Below are 16,283 nucleotides of genomic sequence, written 5' to 3'. Positions count from 1 at the left end.
CTGCCGGCGATGGGGAGCGTGCGTCTGTGAACCGGGAAATTCCCGCGGAAAGCGCCAGAAATGGCGAAATTCCGAAGTTCCAAAAGCCACTCTTCGGAACGACGCCACCTTCCGCCCTGTCAGGTCTCGTTGTTCAGACCTTCCCTAGTGCTATGGGAATCGAACACGATCTGCCGCTACCTGGCCGCGCGCAGCCAACGCCACGATCTGCTGCCGGCCGCGCCCGCCGCGCGCGCACTGGTCGAGCAATGGATGGATTGGCAGGCCACCGAACTCAATACCGCCTGGCGTTACGCATTCATGGCCAGCGTGCGTGGCAGTGCAGCGCATACCGATGCGCAGGCGATTGCGGCGAGCGTGGAGCAGTGGAACCGGCACATGGCGATCCTCGATGCACAGCTGCAGCGCGGCGGTCCGTTCGTCCTCGGCGCACGCTTTACGCTTGCCGACATCGTGCTGGGGTTGTCGACACAGCGCTGGGTCGCCAGCCCCATCGCGCGTGCGCCATTGCCCGCGGTGGCGGCGTATTACGCACACTTGAAGACACGCGCTGGATTTCAGCGCCATGGTTGCACTGCACCCTAATGCCGCACATCGCCCTTGTGCGGAGCGAACCAGCTTGTGCGAAGCGAACCAGACCACCGAAGCGATGCATGCAGCACGCTCGCACTGCATTTGCCACCAACCGAACCCGCCTATTGGCGCTGGGCCTGTTTGCTTTCCTGGGCACGTTCGCGGCAATCGTCTGGTACCTGATGCGGCCCTACGGCTCGGTGTATTTTTTCCCCGTGCATTTTCTGATCGGTGCGGCGTTGCCGTTTTTGGTCTATGCGATCGGCCGAACCCGGCTGTGGTTCTGGATCGGCATGGGCATCACCGCCTTGGTGCTGCTGTGGTTCAACCTGTGGGGCCATGAAGCCAATGGCGCGGCCCCGCGGGTGCTCGACTGGAGCCACTTCGCTGCCGGTGTGGTTGGGCTTGCCGGCGCCTGGGCGGTGCAGCTGATCTACCGCAACGCGCGCCCGCCGCATCGCGCCTCGATTGAGTGAGCGGAGTGCGATATGCGATTGCGTGCCGTCAATCGCACACGCCGTGATGGATGGCTGTGCCGGGCAAAGGAAATGCACGATGCGCCGCGCGTGAGCTGATGCCATAGCGTGCCCAGCGTGCCCAGCGTGCCCAGGCACGGTCGGGCCGCATGACCTTGGACCGATAGCTTTGCTGCGCTGCGTTGGGCGACACTCGCGCATTCTTTTGATTCCCGCGAGGTCCACATGTCGTCTTGGCTCAGGCGCAAATCCATCGATCAGGTCACCGTGCACGAGGCCGGCCGGCAACTGGTCCGTAGCCTGAGTTGGCCGCATTTGATCGCGCTGGGCATCGGCGCCATCGTCGGTACCGGGATCTACACGCTGATCGGCGTGGGCGCCGACAAGGCTGGACCGGCAGTGTTGCTGTCGTTCGTGGCGGCCGGCACCGTGTGCGCCTGTGCGGCGCTGGCCTATGCCGAGATGGCCACGATGATGCCGGCTGCCGGCAGTGCGTATACCTACAGCTACACCGCGCTGGGCGAGAGCATTGCCTGGGTGGTGGGCTGGAGCCTGGTACTGGAATATTCGCTGGTGGTCAGCACGGTGGCGGTCGGCTGGTCGGGCTATTTCGTTGGTTTCCTGCAATGGCTGGGCGTGGGGTTGCCGCATGAACTCATTGCCGGGCCGCACGCCGGCGGCATCGTCAACCTGCCGGCGGTGGCGATCACCTTCCTGGTGGCTGGCCTGTTGATGGCCGGCACCAAGGAAAGCGCCACGCTCAACGCGGTACTGGTCGTGCTGAAGATCATCGCACTCGGCGTGTTCGTGGCCATTGCGCTGCCGGCCTTCAACAGCGCCAACCTGCAGCCGTTCATGCCGTATGGCTTCTCCAAGGCGATGGGTCCCGATGGCGTGGAGCGCGGAGTGATGGCAGCGGCGGCGATCATCTTCTTTGCGTTCTACGGCTTCGATGTGATTTCCACGGCGGCCGAAGAGACCAAGAACCCCGGGCGCGATCTGTCGATCGGCATCGTCGGTTCGATGATCGGCTGCACGCTGATCTATGTGCTGGTGGCCCTGGCCGCGGTGGGTGCGATGAGCTTTACCGTGTTCGGCAAGAGCCCCGAGCCGTTGGCGCTGATCCTGCGCGAACTCGGCCACGGCAAGGCGGCGTTGGTGATCGGTGCGGTGGCGATCATTGCGTTACCCACGGTGTTGCTGGCGTTTTTGTACGGGCAGAGCCGCATCTTCTTCGTGATGTCGCGCGATGGCTTGTTGCCGCGCGGCTTGTCCAAGGTCAATGCACGCACCGGCACGCCAGTGGCGATCACCCTGTTCACCGCGGTGCTGGTGGCAACACTGGCGGGCGTGGCCCGGCTGGACGAAATCGCCGCCTTGGCCAACGCCGGCACGCTGGCGGCGTTCACGGCGGTGGCGGCCTGCCTGTTGGTGTTGCGCGTGCGCGAGCCCGGCCGTGCGCGCGCCTTCCGCACGCCGCTGGCGTGGGTGGTGGGACCGGTGGCGATCGGCGGGTGCCTGTATCTGTTCTGGAGCCTGCCGAGCAAGACGCAGGGCTGGTTCCTGCTGTGGAATGCGCTGGGCGTGGTGGTGTACCTGGCATATGGGCGACGCAATAGCCGGTTGAATTCGGCTGGCTGAGCGGGCGACATCCTTCTCCCCCTCGGGAATTGTTCCCCCCTTCATGGAGGAGCAGGTGCCCGAAGGGGCGGAGGAGAGTCGGTGCGTAGCCACGTGCAGTTTGATGTCACGAGAACTTTGTCGCTCACCCCTCTCCGGGCCGGAGAGGGGCTTCACGCTGCCGCTCTTTTAGCGTTAAGCGCTGTTGCACTTGTGCCCCGCAGGGAGAGGGGTTTCAACCGCCGTGGTGTTATTGCGCCTGCGGGGTTGCACAGAACGATGTCGGCAATGCATCCGCTTGTGTACCCCAGCCTTGCGTGGGTGCTTGCTTGGTGAGCGCGAACGCCAGCGTGCCGCCCTGCTGCAGCTGCGCCCAGTCCAGGAATACCTGCGGCTGGGCCTTGCCATTCCAACGCACGTTGTCCACGTATTGCAGCGCGCGGCCGTCGGCGCCGGGGGCGTCGATGCGCAGGCGCTTGCCGTTGCCCAGATCCAGCGTGACCCGCTTGAAACGCGGCGCATGCAGCAGGAATTGCCCGCTGCCCGGCACCGCCGGATACAACCCCAAGGCACTGAACAGATACCAGGCCGACATGGTGCCAAGGTCGTCGTTGCCGGTGACGCCGTTGGGCGCATTGGTAAACAACTGTTGCGCGGCGCGCACCACGGTGGCGGTCTTCCACGGTTGCCCGATCAGCGTGTACATCCAGGGTGCGTGCAGGTCCGGTTCGTTGTTGGGGTTATAGCGGTACTGGTTGTAATAGCTGTACGGGCCGACCACCCAGTGCGTGCGTGCGGCAGTGAGCGGATCTTTCAGCAGATCGTCGTAGGCGAAGAAGGCGTCCAGGCGTTTACCGGCTTGTTCGCTGCCATGCATGGCCTGCAGCATGCCGGGGATGTCCTGCTGCACCAGCCACTGATACTGCCAGGCGGTGCCTTCGTGGAAACCGTGCTCGGAACGTGGGCTGTAGTGATCGTCGGACGGCGCATACCAGCTGCCGTCTTCCAGCCGCGGGCGCGGGAATCCTGCAAAGCCGGTCTCGGCATCGCGCACATCCGCGTCCCAGACGCGGTGCCAGTTGCCGCCGCGCTTGCGCAGCTGCGCGCTGTCCTCGCTGTGGCCCAGTGCTTGTGCCATCTGCGCGAGCGCGCAATCGGCCAATGCATATTCCAGCGTGGCCGAGCCGCCGTGGTGCGGGTCCACATCCATGCCCTTGGAGGGGAACGCGCGGTCGTACTGCACGAAGCCGTTGGCCAGATAGTTGGCATTGCCCGAGCGCCCGGCGTGGCGCGAATTGATCGGCGGCTGGCCGAAGGCGTTCTGGCGCAACGCTGCATACGCGTCCGCCTCGTTGCCCTGCAGCGCGCCGAAGCGCCACAGATCCACCAGGAACGGGGTGACCGGGTCGCCGGTCATGATGTTGGTGTCGAAGTTGGCGTAGCCCCAACGCGGCAGCCAGCCACCTTGCTGCTGGATCGCCAGCAACGAGCGGCCGATGTCGCGCGCGCGTGTCGGCTGCAGCAGGGCGAGCAGCTGGTTTTGCGAGCGGTAGGTATCCCACAGCGAAAAATACTCGTAGTAGGTCCAGCCATCGGCGCGATGGATCGCATCGTCGTAGCCGCGATAGCGGCCATCGGCATCGCTGCCGGTCAGCGGCTGCAGCAAGGCGTGATACAGCGCGGTATAGGCCACGGAACGGTCGTCGTTGCTGGCGCCTTCCACTTGCATGCTGGCCAACGCATTGCGCCAGCCGTTCTGCGCGCGCTGGCGCATCTGTTCAAGACTGAGCAGTTTGCCGCCCTGCATGCCATCGGCACGCAGGTTGCTGCGGGCGCCTTGCGCATCCACATGCGAGATGGCGCTGACCACGGTCACCGCACGCGCGTTCTTGTCTTTGCCTAGCGGGAAACTGAGCCAGGCGCCGTTGGGTTTGAGTTCGCCGCCCATGCCGTGACGCGCGCCGGGCACGCCGCCCTCTTCGCCCCAGACGCCATGCGCAGTGAACGGGCGATCGAATTCCAGCCGGAACCAGGTGGTGTATTCGTGGCCGCCGCAGAAGCTCTGCGTGGTCAGCTTGCCCTCGACCACGCGGTCGCCGACGATCTGTAGCTGGCTGCCGATCACCACATGGCGGTCGTTGGCCTGCGCCACGTTGACCAGCACATGGCCGGTGTCGGCACCCGGCGCGAAGGTGTAGCGCTCGGTGGCGGCGCGGGTCAGCGCGCTGGCTTCGGCGTCGATGCCGCCGTAATCGGTGAGCCGCACCCTGTAATAGCCGGCCTGGCCCACTTCGCCATCATGCGTGTAACGCGCGGCGTAGCGTTTCTGGTCGAAGGCCTTGGCATCGTTGGTGTCGAAGTCGCCCCTGGGACCGATACGGCCGGTGACCGGCAGCACCGACACCTGGCCGCCCTGCTCCCAGCAGCCGGCGCCGGACAGGAACGAATGGCCGAAACCCCGGATGCTGGGGTCGTCGTAGCGCCAGCCGGCGTAGTGCGCACCGATCGGGCTGACCTGGATCAGGCCGAATGGCGCCGAGGCGCCCGGATAGGTATTGCCGTCGTCCTTGCTGCCGATGAAGGTGTTGACCTGCGCCGGGTCTTGCGCGGCTAGCGGGCCGGACATGGCCACGCCGAGCAGGCACAGGCCGACCGCGGCGCGGCGCCAGAGCGGCGTGCACACAGCACGCGCGGTAGAACGGTTGGGCGATACGACTGACAGCATGCGGAACACCTTGGGGGGAAAGGGCGGCCGAAGCCGCAGATGGAAGGCGCGTGCCGGACGATCAACACCACAGCGCCGGCATCATCATGCGTATGGCAGTGTCTGGAATCGGCAGGCACCCTTGCGTGCCTGCACGGTGCCGAAAGCACCACCTGACGGCATCGATGCCCGCGCGGCGAAGTGCCCGCCTCAACCATCGAACACGTCTTCTTTTAGATATGTAAGGGAGATCAGCCGGCTTGGATCGATCTAAATTTGGGTGGGCCATGTGTCCTGTATTGGCAAAGATTAAGCGTTCGAAGCTCTTTGCTGCACACCGCGTCGCAGCAAAGCAGGCGGACCCAAGCGGTTTTCAAACATCCCGATGACTATCGAATCAATAGGTTGCGATGTTCGCCATATTTCCTGTTAACGGCGCTAATGGATGGGACCGGCTGTAGCACGGTGCTAGCCGGTAGGGCGCTTGATCTAAGCCTCCGCGCCGATGGCCCAACGCTACTGCGGTAGCGGCGTCTGTGCTGGATTGATAAGGACCGCGGTGATGTGCGTAGGCGTTCGCATAGTGCTTGTTGGGCGTGCTTCGGCACACGCAGGACGGTCAAATTGGCAACCAGTGGCACTGACGTGTAGTGGTTTGGCCACGTCCTGCCGCGCGGCACCGGCTGCGCACGCTATGACTGGTTCTGCGTGCTTCGGATAAATTCGCTCATCCGATGGGAGCGGTGGCTAACGTCCGAGAGCGGAGTCGCTGGCGATACGCGCCTCCTCGATTCGACTCCCACAAAAAAGCCCGGTCACAGGACCGGGCTTGGCAGCAGGGCGTCGGCGGGAGGGTCCGCGCCCGGCGGTGGCTTACCAGCGCATGCCTTCGAACGGATTGAAGCTGGTGCTGCCCTTCACCTTGTCCAGGTAGTAGGCGTAGTTGGCGCTCATGCCAGCCAGCAGGGCCAGCGGAATGCTCAGCGCATTCCCGATCGATGCGGGCAGGAACGAGGCCACGATGCCGACCACCAGGCCAACGCCGATCAGGCCCAGCGCCTTGCGCCACAGGCCCAGGATGAAGAAATAGATGAAGCCGAAGAACAATGCGTAGAAGTTCATGCCCACCTTGAGCTTCTCGCCAAATGGCAAGGCCTTGAGCGCCTGCTTGTAGGCAGGATCCCTGGGGCCGCCGTGACGGTCGAAAAAGGCGAAGCGGAATTGCCACTTGGGGCTGAGCGGGGTGCGATCGAAGGTATCCATTCCAATCCATGTAGTTGTAAACGTTTACATGATAGGCGAACGCGTATTCAACGGCACACGTCCGCGGCCTCTCACATCGGTTCGGTGCAGCTTCCGTCTGCGCAGAGCCTGCGCAGAGCCTGCGCAGACGGTCAGCGCTGGTCGCTGGTACCCGTGCCGCGGCGGGCGCGGCGCAGCGAGTACAGCGAGTGGTCGGCGCGATCGACCACCGCCGCCAGCGCTTCGCCGTCCTGGCGCAGGGCGGTGCCGAGGGTGAAGCGGATCGGCGCGTCCTCGCTGGCCCCCATGTAGTCGCGCTTCAACGCGTCCAGCTGTGCCTGGCTGGCCTGGTGCAGCAACACCAGGAATTCGTCGCCGCCCAGGCGGACCAGGCGGTCCTGGGTGCGCAGCGGCTGGTTGAGGAACCACGCCATCTGCACCAACACCTCGTCGCCACGCTGGTGGCCATGGGTGTCGTTGACCAGTTTGAACTTGTCCAGATCCACCACGATGCAGCCCCAGCGCACGCTGGGGTCGCGCTTGTCCAGCTCGTCCAGGAAGCGGCGGTTGTAGCAGTTGGTGAGCGGGTCGGTGAACGACCATTCCAGCAGCTGCTTTTCCTGCCGGTACTGGTTGGTGATGTCCTGGGCATGTGCCAACACCACCGTGGCGTCGGATTCCACGTCCAGCACGTTGTGGTACTGCCAATGGCGCAGACTGCCGTCGCCGGCCACCAGTTCGATCACGCCCGAATCCTGGCCATCGAGCACCATCCGCGAGAGGTACCCCCGCAAGGCGGCGTGGCGCTCGGGGCGCACGAATTCCACCAGCGAGCGGCCTTCCATCTGCTCGACGCTGCGGCCGAGCGAACGTGCGGCGGCCGGGTTGATGCTGACCAGCCGGCCATGCATGTCATGGGTGCAGATCAGGCCCAGGCTGTACTGGAACATCTTGCGGAACTTGCGCTCGCTGGCGGCCAGCGCGTCCACCGCCCGATGCCGGTCGGTCACGTCCTGGACCGCGCCGATCAGGCGCTTGCGGCCATCCACATGTTTCACCGAGCCGGTGCTGTGCACCCATAGCCGCCGCCCGGTGGCGCTGGTCAGCGGCAGCTCCAGATCCCAGGACGTGCCGTCCCGCACGCAGGCGTCGACCGCTTCGGTGATGACCGCGCGCGCCTCCAGCGGGTAGAAGCCGATCGCCTCGGTCAGGCTGGGCCGGTAACCGGGCGGAACATCGTGCAGCCGGCAGGTCTGGTCCGACCAGATCAGCGTGCCGCTGGCCACATCCACCTCCCACCCGCCGACCCCGGCCACCCGACCGGTGCGCTCCAGAAATGCCTCGCTCTCGCGCAGCCGCTGCTGCAGCTGGGCGTTGGCCACCTCACGCTCGAGCATCACGCGGCGTTGCTCCAGGCCTTCGGCGGCCACCTTGGCCAGTTGCTGCAAGGCCTGCAATTGCGCCGGCTCCAGCGCGCGGGCGCGCTGGTCGATCACGCACACCGTGCCCATGCGTAAGCCATCCGGCAGCACGATAGGGGCGCCGGCGTAATAGCGGATACCGGGCGCATCGGTGACCAGGGCATTGTCGTGGAAGCGTGGGTCGGCCGGCGCGTCGCGCACTTCCATCACCGCATCGCCCTGGATGGTGTAGGCGCAGAACGCCAGCTCGCGTGGGGTTTCCGAAACCCCGGGCAGGCCGATGTTGGCCTTCCACCACTGCCGACGTTCGTCCACCAGCGAGACCAGTGCGCTGGGGGTGCCGGCGATTGCCTGCGCGGCAGCGGCCAGCGCATCGAAGAACGGCTCGGCGGCGGTGTCGACCACCTGCAACAACGCCAGACGTGCCAGGCGCTGGGCCTCGATGGACGCAGATGACACGACGGTATCGCACTGATTCAACGGAGCGCTCGCGGCCGGGCAATCCGCGCAGTCTAGCGGACTGCGCATACCAGCCAAGGCGGCGTTGCGTGCGCCACCGCACACCGCAGCGTTACGGCGGGCGTGGCCTCGCTCGGTCGGGGGCGTGCGCGTCGGTGTTCGTGGTGGTTGCGGCGCTGTCGTCGCGCATCTGCAGCGCCAGGTACAGCCGCATGCAGTCGTCGGTGTTGCCCAGGTCCACCGCGCACAGTTCCTGGATGCGCTGCATGCGGTAATCCAGGGTGTTGCGATGAATGCCCAGCGCCTTGGCGGTGGGGGCCATGCGCATGCCGGCGCCGAACCAGACCGATAAGGTCTTCAACAACTGACTGCGACGGTCCTGCGCCAGCAGTGCCTGCAGCGGCTTGCGCAATTCGTCGGCCTGCCAGGCCTGGCGCAGGTCGTCCACCAGCACCGGCAGGCGGTAATCGTCGTAGAAGAAGGCGTCGGCGTGCGGGGTGCGCGCCTTGCCGATGCGCATGGTGGTGCGCGCAATCTGGTGCGACAACGCCAGGCCGTTGGCCTGCGGAAAATACTGGCCCAGGGCCAGCCGGATCCGCAGCCGGCTGCTGGCGCGCATGCGCTCGAGCAGACTGTGGGCGCGACGGCGTTGCTCCTCCACGTCCCAGTGGCCACGCCGGTCCAGTGCCGGCTTGAGCACCACCAGCTCGTTGAGCGCGGTGGCGGCGATCAGGTTGCCGCGCTCGGGCGTGGACAGCAGGGTGTGCAGGCGCTGCAGTTCCACCAGCATCGCGTCCAGGTCCAGGCTGTCGCTTTCCACTTCGATCACCGCGGCCACGCGCGGCAGCTCCAGCGCGATACCGAGCCGCTCGGCCCAGCCGGCCAGCGCCGGGGTCGGGCCGTCGGGACGGATCAGGCCCAGCGTGACTTCTTCGCGCAGGCGGGCGTCGCGGGCCAGCAGGCGCAGCAGCCCGGCCTGTTCCAGCATCGCCTCGGCGGCCATGCGCACCAGCTCGGCCTGTTGCCCGATGCGCTGCGGGTCGCCGGTCAGCCCGACGCAGCCGACGATGCGGCCATCGGCGATCAGCGGCAGGTTGACGCCGGGGCGCACCGCATCCAGCTGCTGCGCCAGCGCAGCGTCGATCTCCACCCGGCCCTGCCGGGACAGCACCAGCAACGCACCTTCGTGCAGCTGGCCGATCCGCGCCGGCTCGCCGCTGGCGATGATGACGCCGGAATAGTCCATCACATTGACGTTGCCGTCGATGATGGTCATCGCGCGGTCGACGATGGACTGCGCCAGGGTGCGGTCGAGCGTGAGCATGGGCGGGGGTCTGTTGCCGCGATCAGGGGCGGTCACGGTGGCATGTTCGCTGCGCGCGTGTTCGGCACGCGTATGACGGTGGGAGGTGCAGCGGCCGATGCCCGAGGTCGGTGCGAAGAATGCTGACCGCCTTCGTGGCTCGTTAGGCCTGCAGTGGTGCGCACCCTATCCAGCAGGCCGCCGCGCACGCGAGCGCATGCGCCTCGCCCGTCCGAGCCGCCCGGGCGCTGCCGTCAGCCCCGCTCGCCCCCCGACCGGACCTGTGCCAATGCCCCGCCCAGCTGCAGCGTCGCCGCCACGTTGCGCGCGGCGATGCGCACGTTGCTGGCGGCGTCGGCCAAGGCCTGTTCCACCGTGCAGGCGCGGTGCACCACCGCGAACATGGCATCGATGCCGTGGCCGTGCAGCAGCGCGGCACCGTTGCCCAGGCAACCGGCAATGGCGATCACCGGTTTGGCATGCCGTTGCGCCACCCGTGCCACGCCGACCGGGGTCTTGCCGTGCAGGCTCTGGCTATCGAGGCGGCCTTCGCCGGTGATGACCAGATCGGCCTGCGCGACTAGCGCCTCCAGCCCGAGCGCCTGGGCGACGATCTCCACGCCGGGCCGCAGCTGCGCGCCCAGATACGCCACCAAGGCCGCGCCCAGGCCGCCGGCCGCGCCGCCGCCGGGCAGCGCGTGCAACCGCACGCCCAGGTCGCGCTGCAGCAGGTCGGCGTAGTGCTGCAGGTTGCGATCGAGCTGGCGCACCATGCTGGGGGTGGCGCCCTTCTGCGGGCCGAACACCGCCGAGGCGCCGGTCGGCCCGATCAGTGGGTTGTCCACGTCGCAGGCCACTTCGAACTGGCAATCCTGCAGCCGCACATCCATGCCTTCGGTGTCGATGCGCGCCAGCGCAGCCAGCGCGCCACCGCCCGGTCCGATCGCCTCGCCCTGGCCATCCAGCAACCGCACGCCCAAGGCCTGCGCCAGGCCGCTGCCGCCGTCGTTGGTGGCGCTGCCGCCGATGCCGATGATGAAACGCCGTGCGCCGGCGTCCAAGGCGGCCAGGATCAGCTCACCCACGCCTGCGGTGCTGGTGCGCAGCGGCGCGCGCTCGGCCGGCGGCAGCAGCGCCAGCCCGCTGGCGGCGGCCATTTCGATCACCGCGGTGCGGCCGTCGCCAGTCAGGCCGAAAAACGCCTGCACCGGGGCGCCGAGCGGGCCGCTGACGGTGCAGGCGATCACCCGCCCGCCGGTGGCGGCCACCAGCGCGTCGACAGTGCCTTCGCCGCCATCGGCAACCGGCACCTTGTGGTACTGCCAGTCGGGGAACACCTCGCGAAAGCCCGCCTCGATCTGCGTCGCCACTTCCAGCGCAGACAGGCTTTCCTTGTACGAGTCGGGGGCAATGATGATCTTCATGCGGACACTCGCTGGGACGGGCACATCACTGGTTCACCGCGCGCGCCGGCACCCGCAGCACCAGCGTGGCGCCCAGCAGCATGGCGCCGGCCAGCACGTACAGCGCCACTTCGGTGCTGTGGGTGGTGTCCTTGATCCAGCCCACCAGATACGGGCTGACGAAGCCGGCGACCTGGCCGGTGGAATTGATCAGCGCCAGTCCACCGGCGGCGGCGGCAGCAGTGAGAAAGCCGTTGGTCAGCGGCCAGAACAGCGGCAAGCCGCTGACCGCCCCCATCGTGGCCAGGGTCATGCCGAACACGGCCAGGCCCAGGTTGTCGCTGACGCTGGCGGCGATGCACAGGCCGGCCGCGCCCATCAGCAACGGAATCACCAAATGCCAGCGACGTTCGCCGAAGCGGTCGGCCGAACGGCCCATCAACACCATGAACACCGCCGCGGCCAGGTACGGGATGGCGCTCATCAGCCCGATGCGGATCGGGTCGGCGACGCCGCTGCCCTGAATGATCGAAGGCAACCAGAAGTTGATCGCATACACCCCGCTCTGGATGCAGAAATACACCGTGCCCAGCAGCCACACCGCCGGGTTGCGCAGCACCGCGCCCAGCGAAGTGGACGCGCCGGCCGGCTTGCCGGCTTCGTCCTCGGCCAGCACGCGTGCCAAGGCCTGTTTTTCCTGCGGGTTGAGCCAGCTGGCCTGTTGCACGCCGTCGCTGAGCAGGAACCACACCCCGATGCCCAGCAACACGGTCGGCAGGCCCTGCAGCAGGAACATCCATTGCCAGCCGGCCAGGCCGCCCTGCCCGGCCGAGAAGTGACTCAGGATCCAGCCGGACAACGGCCCGCCCAGCATCCCGGAGATCGGGATCGCCGACATGAAGACGGTCATGACCCGGCCATGCCGGGCACGCGGGAACCAGCGCGTCAGGTACAGCACGATGCCGGGGAAGAAGCCCGCCTCGGCCGCACCGGTGAGCAGGCGCAGGGTGTAGAACCCGGCCGGGGTGCGCACGAACAGCAGGCAGGTGGAGAGCAGGCCCCAGCTGACCATCATGATCGCCACCCAGCGCCGGGCACCGATGCGCTGCAGGATCAGATTGCTCGGCACCCCGCAGGCCAGGTAACCGATGAAGAAGATGCCCGCGCCCAGCCCGTACACGGTCTCGCTCATGCCCAGGTCGCCCAGCATCTGCAGTTTGGCGAAGCCGACGTTGACCCGGTCCAGGTAATTGAACAGGTAGCAGACGAACAGGAACGGGATCAGCCGCCACAGGATCTTGCGATAGGTCGCGCCCATGCCATCGGAGGGCGGCAGGGGCCGGGTGGCTTGGGTCATCGCACGCTCCAGCAGTCGGTGGGCCCACCGGCACGCAGTGCCCTGGCATCGGCACCACACGGGGGTCGGCGCATTCTAGTTGGAGCTTTTTCCCGGAAGCATCGTCAGGCTGCTGCCTGTCTGCGGGCAGGCAGACGCCGTTTTTTGTGCAACTGCCCAAATCAGCCACCATCGCTTCCGGCGCGTGCCGGGCTCGGAACGCAACAGCAACCATGCTGTTGGTGCAGGGCTGGCCGCCCCGATGCAGCGACGGCGACCCGCCCCCCAACCGCTTGGCTGACAACTAGCGCCGGCGCACTCAGCGCGCGCCCTAATCAGCCAATCCGGCGAAGACGCCAGTAGCGGCAACGCGCTTTACCTCAGCCCTGCACCCACAACCAAACCGGCGCCCCACCGCCAAGCCCCATGCAGGACCAGCCCCGCACGACAGACCGCCTCGGCTTTGCGAATCCCGATTCCCAAATCCCCACTCCCGCGCTCTACCGATTCCCCATTCCCGACTCCCGATTCCCCGCCGCATACGCCTGCGCCTGGTCCATCACGCGCAAGAGGTTGCCGCCCCAGATGCCGGCGATCTGTTGTTCGGTGTAGCCCTTGCGCAACAGCCACGCGGTGATGCGCGGCAGGTCGGAGACATCTTCCAGGCCCACCACCCCGCCACCGCCGTCCCAATCCATGCCGATGCCCACGTGCTCGGGTCCGACCACCGCCAGGATGTGCTCAAGATGGGCGAAGAAGTCTTCTTCGGTGGCGCGCTTGATCGGGTAGCGCGCATCCAGGTCCTTCAGCGCGGTGCTGAGCTTGGTGCCGTCGGCGATCTTGACGTGCTCCCAGCCGCCGTACTGGTCGGTGAGCGCCTTCTCGGCGGCCTTGCGCTCGGGGCTGGCGCCGCTGTCCACCAGGTAGCCGCCGTAGGAATTGACCTGGATCACTCCACCATGCGCGGCCAGCACCTTCAGGCGTGCATCGTCGATGTTGCGCGGGTGGTTGTAGACCGCGCGCGCACCGCTGTGCGAGAGCACGATCGGCACCGGCGACAATGCGATCAACTGGTCGAACACCGCATCGGAGGCATGCGATTGATCGATCACGATGCCCAGCGCCTGCGCCTGTTGCACCAGCTGTGTGCCGGCCGGGCTCAGGCCGTTCCACTCCGCGCCCTTGGGGTCGGTGGCCGAGTCGGCGAACTCGTTGTTGAGAAAGTGCACGGTGCTCATCAAGCGCAGCCCCTGCGCGTAATAAAAACGCAGCAACGTAGGATCGGCCACCAGCGGGCTGGCGTTTTCCATGCTGATGTACACCACGCGCTTGCCGGCGGCCTTGATACGCGCGGCATCGGCCGGCGTGGTGGCCAGTGCAAAACGCTGCGGTTGCGCGGCCACCAATGTGTGGATCTTCAGCAAGCGCTGCAGACCGGCATCGCGATCGTCCAGGTGCGCGGCTGCACTGCGATTGCCCTGCCCGGTGTAGACCGCCCAGAACCCGCCATCCAACGCGCCTTCGACCATGCGCGGGTAATCCACCTGCGACAAGCGGTTACCCGTATGCGCCTGCAATACGTCGAAGTCGGCACGCTCCAGATTGGCCGGCGTGTCCAGATGCGAATCCAGCGTGACCAGGCGTTTCTGCAGGGCAGTAGCGCGCGCCAGTTCGGCCTTGGAAAACTCCAGCGCTTGTGCAGGCAGCGCAGCGGCCAGCAACAAGGCGACAGACAGCGAAAGCGAACGCAGGTGCATGCGATCTCACAGGCAGTGGGGGTGAGCCGATCATAGCGGCTGGCCGCACGCGCACTACCGCCACATCTGGGACGCTGCAGCGCTGCGGTCGATCCGCACGGCGTGGCGTGCGATACGCGCGCTGCAAGAGCAGTTCTGCGGCGATTCCGAGGGCGTGAGCCCGCGCGATGCTGTCGAGCTACGCCCGCCATGCCGGCAACCTCGGCGCGACCAGCCGCTGGTCATCACGCATCGGTTTGGTCCGCCTGGCAGCCCAGCGCGCGGAAACGCCACGCGCGCTGCATCGCTCAGTCGTCCAGTTCTGCCAGACGCGCGCGCACGCTGTCCACATCGATGTGTTCGCGCACATGCGGCCACTGCCGCGCCCACACCGAGCGGAACACGATCCACGCACCGAACACGCCCAGGCAGGTCGACCCCAGCGCCAGCAGCAACGGGTGCAGCGGCGAACCGTCGCCGGTCTGGAACAGGTACATGAAGGCCCCGGAAAACAGCAGCCAGACGCCGAACACCGGCCAGTTGCTGGCCAGCAGGCTGGCATTGGGCCGCTCGATCTGCCGCAGCAAGCGGCGCAAGGCCTTGCGTTCGTCTTCGTCGCTGGAGGTCATCGGCTGGCCGCTCCTGGTTGCATGTCTGCGTTGACCTACTGCTTGACGGCGATGGCATCGCGCCGCGAAAGACGCTGCCTGCACTGCCGCAGACCGCGTCCTCCGCCACCGAGCGCGCTTACACCACGCGGCAGAAAACGGCCTTCAAATAACGCGATTCCTGCACGTGCGCCATGAACGGGTGGTCCGGACCGGCACCGGCCACTTTCAAGATCTGGATGGTGCGCCCGGAGAAATACGATGCGCGCCGCAGCATGTCCAGGAACTCCTGCTCGGCCACCAGGCCGGTACACGAGAACGTGGCGAACAGGCCGCCGGGCTTGACCACGCCCAAGGCCAGCTTGTTCATGTCCAGATACTTCTTCAGCGCCGGAATCACCTGCTCGCGGTCGCGGGTCATCTTGGCCGGGTCCAGGATCACCACATCGAACTGCTCGCCACGGTTGGCCGCATCGCGCAGCCACGGAAAGATGTCGGCCTGCACGAACTTCGGCCGCACGTTGTTGAGTTTGGCGTTGCCCTTGGCGATGGCAATCACGTCTTCGTCGATGTCCACGCCCAGCACCTCGGCCGCACCGCGCGCGGCGGCATACACCGCAAAGCCGCCGGTGTTGCAGCACAGGTCCAGCACGGTCTTGCCTTCCACCTGCTGGCTCAGCCACTGCCGATTGTCGCGTTGATCGGCGAAGAAGCCGGTCTTGTGCGCGCCGGCCGGGTCGGCGCGGAACTTGATGCCGTGCTCGGTGATCACCGCCGCTTCCGTGGTGGTGTTGCTGTGGAAATCGAAGCTTTCCTGTTTCTGCACGTGTTCGTCGGCAAAGCTGTGGAAGCGGCAGCCGGGGAACTGTTCGCGCAGCGCCTCGTAGATCCATTCGCGGTGACGGAACATGCCGGCGGCGAAGAACTCCACCACCACCAGGTCGCCGTAGCGGTCCACCACCAGGCCGGACAGGCCGTCGCCTTCGCTGTGCACCACGCGCCAGGCATCGGACACGCCGTCGAGCTTGAGCCAGTCGCGGCGCAGGCTCACCGCTGCGGCGATCTTGCGCGAGAACCAACCCGCATCCACCGGCACCGACCGGTCGGTTTCCAGGATGCGCACGGCAATGCGCGAATGGCCGTTGTAGAAGCCGCGGCCAATCCACTCCCCATCCACGCCGACCACATCGACGATGGTGCCGGGCTTGGGCTTGGCGGCGGGCTTTTCCACCAGCTTCTGGAAGATCCACGGGTGGCTGGAGCGCCAGGCATTCTTGAGACGGACGACAGGGACTGGAATATTCATCGGCCCATTGTATCCGGCTGGATTGACGTGCCTGCGCCGGGCACGCAGAATCGGGCGCAGAAGGGGAGTAGCTCCCAGCGTTGTCGCCGTCATGAC

Annotated in this window: 11 protein-coding genes and 1 pseudogene; 3 read left to right on the top strand and 9 right to left on the bottom strand. The window is 66.6% G+C overall.

The genetic code is table 11. The features are described 5' to 3' along the window. Positions 1-144 precede the first annotated feature (144 nt). The 3 genes and pseudogenes from J7367_RS07420 to J7367_RS07410 form a co-directional block, all read left to right on the top strand. A pseudogene (locus tag J7367_RS07420) lies at positions 145-585 on the top strand (glutathione S-transferase C-terminal domain-containing protein); the annotation flags it as partial. A gap of 68 nt (positions 586-653) precedes the next feature. Continuing rightward, complete coding sequence (locus J7367_RS07415; protein WP_057661797.1) at positions 654-1,049, top strand: hypothetical protein; 396 nt, start codon at positions 654-656, stop codon at positions 1,047-1,049. A 225-nt stretch (positions 1,050-1,274) separates the two neighbouring features. Next, entirely contained in the window at positions 1,275-2,690 is a 1,416-nt protein-coding gene (locus J7367_RS07410; RefSeq protein ID WP_057661795.1) for an amino acid permease, read from the top strand. A gap of 229 nt (positions 2,691-2,919) precedes the next feature. Here the strand turns inward: J7367_RS07410 and J7367_RS07405 are convergent, their stop codons facing one another. The 9 genes from J7367_RS07405 to J7367_RS07365 form a co-directional block, all read right to left on the bottom strand. Continuing rightward, positions 2,920-5,394 (bottom strand): GH92 family glycosyl hydrolase, encoded by a 2,475-nt coding sequence (locus J7367_RS07405; RefSeq protein ID WP_057661792.1) that lies wholly within the window; start codon positions 5,392-5,394, stop codon positions 2,920-2,922. A gap of 852 nt (positions 5,395-6,246) precedes the next feature. Next, positions 6,247-6,636 (bottom strand): DUF2628 domain-containing protein, encoded by a 390-nt coding sequence (locus J7367_RS07400; RefSeq protein WP_057661791.1) that lies wholly within the window; start codon positions 6,634-6,636, stop codon positions 6,247-6,249. 131 nt (positions 6,637-6,767) lie between these two features. Next, positions 6,768-8,516, bottom strand: a complete 1,749-nt coding sequence (locus J7367_RS07395; protein ID WP_057661790.1) for a diguanylate cyclase — start codon at positions 8,514-8,516, stop codon at positions 6,768-6,770. Between the two features lie 91 nt (positions 8,517-8,607). Then, on the bottom strand, positions 8,608-9,819 hold the full coding sequence (locus J7367_RS07390) for a sugar diacid recognition domain-containing protein (RefSeq protein ID WP_057661788.1): 1,212 nt from the start codon (positions 9,817-9,819) through the stop codon (positions 8,608-8,610). A 233-nt stretch (positions 9,820-10,052) separates the two neighbouring features. Continuing rightward, on the bottom strand, positions 10,053-11,222 hold the full coding sequence (locus J7367_RS07385) for a glycerate kinase (protein ID WP_057661786.1): 1,170 nt from the start codon (positions 11,220-11,222) through the stop codon (positions 10,053-10,055). A gap of 25 nt (positions 11,223-11,247) precedes the next feature. Next, positions 11,248-12,558, bottom strand: a complete 1,311-nt coding sequence (locus tag J7367_RS07380) for an MFS transporter (RefSeq protein WP_057661784.1) — start codon at positions 12,556-12,558, stop codon at positions 11,248-11,250. Between the two features lie 479 nt (positions 12,559-13,037). Beyond that, complete coding sequence (locus J7367_RS07375; protein WP_022560497.1) at positions 13,038-14,294, bottom strand: dipeptidase; 1,257 nt, start codon at positions 14,292-14,294, stop codon at positions 13,038-13,040. A gap of 287 nt (positions 14,295-14,581) precedes the next feature. After that, positions 14,582-14,902 (bottom strand): hypothetical protein, encoded by a 321-nt coding sequence (locus J7367_RS07370; RefSeq protein WP_003482258.1) that lies wholly within the window; start codon positions 14,900-14,902, stop codon positions 14,582-14,584. A gap of 118 nt (positions 14,903-15,020) precedes the next feature. After that, complete coding sequence (locus tag J7367_RS07365; RefSeq protein ID WP_007968235.1) at positions 15,021-16,187, bottom strand: class I SAM-dependent rRNA methyltransferase; 1,167 nt, start codon at positions 16,185-16,187, stop codon at positions 15,021-15,023. Positions 16,188-16,283 lie beyond the last annotated feature (96 nt).

This window comes from Xanthomonas sp. D-36-1, assembly GCF_017746155.1.
In the GTDB taxonomy this organism is placed as follows: Bacteria; Pseudomonadota; Gammaproteobacteria; order Xanthomonadales; family Xanthomonadaceae; genus Xanthomonas; species Xanthomonas cissicola.
Note: the sequence above shows the minus strand (reverse complement) of the source record. Positions and strands in the feature narration are given on the sequence as shown.